Below are 5,463 nucleotides of genomic sequence, written 5' to 3' on the forward strand. Positions count from 1 at the left end.
TGCCGAGCTGGGGTCCGATCAGGAATTCGGCCGAGAGGTAGGCCACGATCCGCTTGGGATTGGCGGCGATCGCTTCGATGCCCGCCAGGTAGCGGGTCATGAGCCGGTCACGCACGGCGTAGCTGAGCGCCATGTAGAGGTCGTGGCGGCTGGCGCTGGGGGCGAGCTTGCCGAGTGTGTAGAAGAGGTGTTCGGTCATGCCGTCGAACACATCCGTCGCCGTCAGGCCGCTGCGATCGGGGTCCGCGAAGCACCCGGGCGTGGGCAGGCTCAGGTTGCGGGGTTGTTGGTCGGTCATGGCGGTCGGCGCGCGGTGGTCCCTCAGGCACAGGTCTGGCCGTGCGTCTCAAGACCGTAGCGGTGGTTGCCATTCCTCCCGCCCGGCCTGTTGGGAGATCAGCAACGGCACACCTTCGCGTCGCCAACCCCCCCTAGGGTCCGCACGCCACTGATTCCGTCCATGGTCGTGCCCAGCCTGCTGCTCGAGGTCGGCAGCACCCAGATCGAGACGGTGGAAACGCTGCTGCAGGTGGGCCGTTACCTGGTCATCTTCCTGGTGGCCCGGGCCCTGGCCGAGCTGATGGTGCGCCTCAAGTTGCCCACGATCCTCGGGGAACTGGTGGCGGGTGTGCTGATCGGCGTCACCGGGCTGCACCTGATCCTGCCGCCGGCCGTCCACGCCGAGCTCAACCAGGTCATGCTCGATCTGGTCGGCTACTGCGCCGGCGTCAGCCCCGAGACGGTGGCCGAGATCTACACCGAGAGCTTCCCCTCCCTGGAGGCCACCTCCAAGCTCGGCCTCTATGCCCTGCTGTTTCTCACGGGCCTGGAAAGCGAACTCGATGAGCTGATGGCCGTGGGCCAGCAGGCCACCACCGTGGCCCTCACCGGCGTGGTGCTGCCCTTTGCCCTGGGCACGTCCGGTCTGGTCCTCCTCTTCCATGTGCCGCTGTTTCCGGCGGTGTTCGCCGGCGCCTCGATGACCGCCACCAGCATCGGCATCACCGCCAGCGTCTTCGGCGAACTGAAGTTCCTGAAAACACGGGAAGGCCAGACCGTGATCGGCGCCGCCGTGCTCGACGACATCTTCGGCATCGTCATCCTGGCGGTGGTGGTGGCCCTGGCCGGTGACAGGGTGATCGCCGCCGGTCCGATCCTGCAGCTGGTGCTGGCGGCGGCGGTGTTCGTGGCCGTGGCCCTGTTCCTGAGCCGCACCGGCGCGCCGGTCTTCGACTGGGTCCTCGATCGCCTCAAGGCGCCGGGGGAAGTGGTGGTGGCTGGTTTCGTGGTGCTGGGCCTGTGCTGCTTCGTCGCGGAGGCCATCGGCCTGGAGGCGGCCCTGGGGGCCTTCGCCGCCGGCCTGATCCTCAGCGCCTCCAAGCACACCAAGGCGATCCAGCAGTCGGTGAAGCCCCTGGTGGCCCTGTTCGCCACGGTGTTCTTCGTGCTGATCGGCAGCGCCCTCGACCTGTCGGTGATGAATCCCCTCAACCCCGACAACCGCGAAGGGCTGGTGGTGGCCCTGTTCCTGCTGGCCGTCGCGATCGCCGGCAAGGTGGCCGCCGGCTGGAGCTACCTCAGCAAGGAGAAGACCAACCGGTTGGTGGTGGGTCTGGGGATGATGCCCCGCGGCGAGGTGGGTCTGATCTTCCTGGGTCTGGGCAGCCAGGCCGGCATCCTCTCGGCGCCCCTGGAGGCGGCCATCCTGCTGATGGTGATCGGCACCACCTTCCTGGCGCCGTTGTTGCTGCGCCTGGCGCTCAGCGGTGTCGAAGCCCCCGCCGAGGGCAGCACCGAACAGGCCGCCTGATCCCCCGGGCCGGTCCGGCCGGCTTCAGGGCTGTCGGTCGTCCCTGCCGGCGGCCAGGCTGAGCGAGAGGCCCCCCAGCACGGCGATCAAGCCCAGGCTTCCGGCCCAGCCAGGTCCGAGGGCCCAGCTGAGCAGCAGTTCCACCACCAGCCCCACCGCCAGGGCCAGCAGCAGGCTGCCGCCCACCAGCACCAGTTGCTGCAGCCCTTCCTCCAGGGAGGCCTCGGCCAGGGCCTGCTCCAGCCGGCCCAGCGGGACGCTCAGGGGCAGGTAAAGGGCCAGGGCCCACAGGGCCACCCCCGGCAGCAACGGGCTCAGGTCGGCGATGCTGAAGGCGTCGGACATGGCGGCAGGCGCAGGGGGCGGGGCCGCACGCTGGCCAGGCTTCCTAGCATCGTCCTCCACCGCAACGCCCCTGCGTCCATGGCTTCGTCACCCGACATCCCTTGGCAGTTCCTGGGCCATCGGGTGCACGCCATTCGCTCGGCTCCGGAGCAGCCCTCCGGCCCGGCGATCCTGCTGGTGCATGGCTTCGGGGCCTCCACCGACCACTGGCGCTTCAACATTCCGGTGCTGGCCCTGACCCATGAGGTTCACGCCATCGACCTGCTCGGCTTCGGCCGCAGTGCCAAACCTGCCGGCCTCACCTACGGCGGCGCCCTCTGGCGCGACCAGCTCTGCGCCTATGTGGCGGAGCGGATCGGCCGGCCCACGGTGCTGGTGGGCAACTCCCTCGGCGGCTTTGCCGCCCTGGCCGCCGGCGCCGCCCTGGGGGAGCGGGCCGCGGGCGTGGCGCTGCTGAACGCCGCCGGCCCCTTCAGCGACGAGCAGCAGCCACCCCAGGGGTGGGGGGCCATCGCCCGCCAGACGATCGGGTCGGCCCTGCTGCGCAGTCCGGTGCTGCAGCGCCTCCTGTTCGAGAACATGCGCCGCCCCGCCACGGTGCGCCGCACCCTCAACCAGGTGTACATCGACCGCACCAACGTCGACGACGCGCTGGTGGAGGCGATCCTGCGGCCCTCGCGGGATCCGGGGGCCTTCGGCGTGTTCCGCACCGTGTTCGACATCCCCCGCGGCCAGCCCCTCGACGAACTCTTCGCCGGTCTCACGGCGCCGTTGCTGCTGCTCTGGGGCATCCGCGACCCCTGGATCAATGCCGCCGGTCGCCGGGCCAGTTTCCAGCGGCACGCGCCGGCCCGCACCACCGAAGTGGTGCTCGACGCCGGCCACTGCCCCCACGACGAGGTGCCCGACCAGGTGAACCGGGCCCTGCTGGAGTGGCTGGCGGGTCTGGTGGAAAGCCCGGTTGCCGCGCTGACCGCCCGCTGAACCCGGCGACGCTGGCCGGTCGGTACATTTCCCTCCACACAGGGGGGCAGGGTTGATCGCCGCCGTCACAGGCACCGGAGCCTCGCCAGCGGCGAGCGACAAGGCGTCCGTAGCGGGCGGGAAGGGAGGCGGGTTTGCCTACCGGCCGGACATCGATGCGCTGCGGGGGGCGGCGATGCTGGCGGTGCTGGTGTTCCACCTGAACAAGGGGTGGCTGCCCGGTGGCTTCACGGGGGTGGACATCTTCTTTGTGATTTCGGGCTACGTGGTGATGGGCTCGCTGCTGGGCCAGGCGAGCAAGCCGCTGTGGCCACGGCTGGGCCATTTCTATCTGCGGCGTGTGCGGCGGCTGCTGCCGAACCTGCTGGTGTGCCTGGGGGTGACGAGCCTGGGGGTGGCGCTGTTGATCCCGCCTCTGGAGAGCGGGCCGTATTTCATCGTGGCCCTGAAGGCGCTGTTCGGCTGGTCGAACAACTACCTGATGGGTCAGGTGGATTACTTCAACCGTGACGCGGATCTGAACCCCTTTCTGCACACCTGGTCGCTGGGTGTGGAGCAGCAGTTCTATCTGGTGTTCCCCCTGCTGATGGTGGGGATCGGCTATGGGGTGCGGCGGAGCGTGCCGCTGCTGGCGGCGCTGGTGGTGCTGTCGCTGGGGGCGAGCTGGTGGTGGACGCAGAACGCGCCGATGGCGGCGTTCTTCCTGATGCCGAGCCGCCTGTGGGAACTGACGGTGGGCTCGCTGCTGCTGGTGGCCCAGCGGCGCGGTCTGCTGGGAGCGCCGTGGCTGACAGGCCGCTGGCCGCGGCTGGTGGGGGCGGCGCTGCTGCTGTGGGCGGTGGTGATGACGTCGGAGCGGGAGGGGTTCCCGGTGCCTGGGGTGCTGCCGGCGGTGGTTGGGACGCTGCTGGTGCTGCAGGCGGGTCCCGGGGAGGGGGGGAGATTTCTGCCGGGACGCTGGCTGGAGCGTGTGCTGCTGACGTGCGGGCTGCTGTCGTATTCGCTGTACCTGTGGCACTGGCCGGTGATCGTGCTGCTGCGTTGGACGTGGGGGATGGAGACGTGGTGGCAGTACGTGGTGGCGGTGGCCGGGAGCGTGGTGCTGGCGGTGGCGGCGTACGGGCTGGTGGAGCAGCCGGTGCGTCGTTATCCGCTGCAGTGGTGGTGGGAGACGGGTCTGGCGGTGCTGGCGGTGGGGGGCCTGTGGATCGGCATCGATGCCCTGCAGAACGGCCTGCGGGACCGCCTGTTCCGGGGCACGGATCGCGATCCTGTTCCCCATCAGGAACGCATCCAGAACCTGAAGATCCTCGGCACCGGCATCGGCAGTGGCTGCAGCCTCACGTACGGCCAGCCCTACAACGACACCACCCGGATCGATTTCGAGCGCTGCGGCCGGCCCGGCCGGCCCGGTGCCGGCGAGATCTTCCTGCTGGGCGATTCCCACGCCCTGCATCTGCTGCCGATGCTCGATGCGGTGACCGCCCGCACGGGCCAGGGGATCAGCTTCGCCTACCAGATGGCCTGTTTCACCGATCCCAGCCTGCTGATGAGCTGGGGCAACAAGAGTTACGGCCCCTGCCGCGACTTCGTGGTCGGCGAGATGGAGCGCTCCCTCGAGCGCCTCAAGCGCGGCGATGTGGTCGTGCTCTCGACCTGGCTCAACTACTACGTGGGTGATGTCACCCCCGCCGGCACCCCCAGCGAGGCCCAGGTGATGGAGGGCGCCCAGCGTCTCACCCCGGCCCAGGCCAGGGCCCGCCACGTGGCCAACCTGCGGGCCTATGCCCAGCGCCTCGCCGCCCGCGGCATCCAGCTGGTGCTGGTGGTGGACAGCCCCATGCTCGCCCGCAAACCGCTGGAGTGCCGTCGTTCCACCGGCGGCCCGGCCGTGGGCTGTGCGCCCGAGCCCGCCGTGACGGCGGCGATGCAGCGCACGGTGCGCGACACCCTTGAGACGGCGGCGGCCGGCCTGCCGAATGTGCATGTGTTCGACCCCACCCCCTACCTCGTGGACGGCGAAGGCAGGGTGCTCGATCGCCGGCCCGACGGCACGCCCCTGTTCGCCGACAACCACCACCTGAGCGTGAGCGGCAGTCGCTCGCTGGCGGCACCGTTCCAGCGGTTCCTCTCCGAGGCGGGCCTGATTCCGGGGGGACGCTGATGGCTGTGGCCCCCACCGCCACGACCGGAGCCGCGCCAGCGGCGAGCGACAAGGCGTCCGTAGCGGGCGGGAAGGGAGGCGGGTTTGCCTACCGGCCGGACATCGATGCGCTGCGGGGGGCGGCGATGCTGGCGGTGCTGGTGTTCCACCTGAACAAGGG

The 5,463-nt window shown here is 70.1% G+C and carries 4 protein-coding genes and 1 pseudogene; 3 read left to right on the forward strand and 2 right to left on the reverse strand.

Annotated elements, in window-relative coordinates; all coding sequences use genetic code 11:
• Window positions 1–298, reverse strand: a pseudogene (locus KBZ04_RS13915) (glycogen phosphorylase); the annotation flags it as partial.
• 162 nt (window positions 299–460) lie between these two features.
• Here KBZ04_RS13915 and KBZ04_RS13920 point away from each other — a divergent pair.
• Window positions 461–1,810: a cation:proton antiporter gene (locus tag KBZ04_RS13920; RefSeq protein WP_254992500.1), complete on the forward strand. Its 1,350-nt coding sequence runs from the start codon at window positions 461–463 to the stop codon at window positions 1,808–1,810.
• Between the two features lie 24 nt (window positions 1,811–1,834).
• Here the strand turns inward: KBZ04_RS13920 and KBZ04_RS13925 are convergent, their stop codons facing one another.
• Entirely contained in the window at window positions 1,835–2,155 is a 321-nt protein-coding gene (locus KBZ04_RS13925) for a hypothetical protein (protein ID WP_254992501.1), read from the reverse strand.
• A gap of 78 nt (window positions 2,156–2,233) precedes the next feature.
• On the opposite strand from KBZ04_RS13925, the gene KBZ04_RS13930 reads away from it, so the two are divergent.
• Window positions 2,234–3,139 (forward strand): alpha/beta fold hydrolase, encoded by a 906-nt coding sequence (locus tag KBZ04_RS13930; RefSeq protein ID WP_254992502.1) that lies wholly within the window; start codon window positions 2,234–2,236, stop codon window positions 3,137–3,139.
• A gap of 52 nt (window positions 3,140–3,191) precedes the next feature.
• Window positions 3,192–5,303 (forward strand): acyltransferase family protein, encoded by a 2,112-nt coding sequence (locus KBZ04_RS13935; protein ID WP_254992503.1) that lies wholly within the window; start codon window positions 3,192–3,194, stop codon window positions 5,301–5,303.
• The last annotated feature ends 160 nt before the right edge of the window (window positions 5,304–5,463 follow it).

Origin of the sequence: Cyanobium sp. N5-Cardenillas, from assembly GCF_024345515.1 — a bacterium.
Taxonomy (GTDB): Bacteria; Cyanobacteriota; Cyanobacteriia; order PCC-6307; family Cyanobiaceae; genus Cyanobium.

What these genes read in the sequence shown, in the direction of transcription:
- KBZ04_RS13920 (WP_254992500.1), top strand. Translation starts at nt 461, where the DNA reads ATGGTCGTGCCCAGCCTGCTGCTCGAGGTCGGCAGCACCCAGATCGAG.
- KBZ04_RS13925 (WP_254992501.1), bottom strand. Translation starts at nt 2,155, where the DNA reads ATGTCCGACGCCTTCAGCATCGCCGACCTGAGCCCGTTGCTGCCGGGG.
- KBZ04_RS13930 (WP_254992502.1), top strand. Translation starts at nt 2,234, where the DNA reads ATGGCTTCGTCACCCGACATCCCTTGGCAGTTCCTGGGCCATCGGGTG.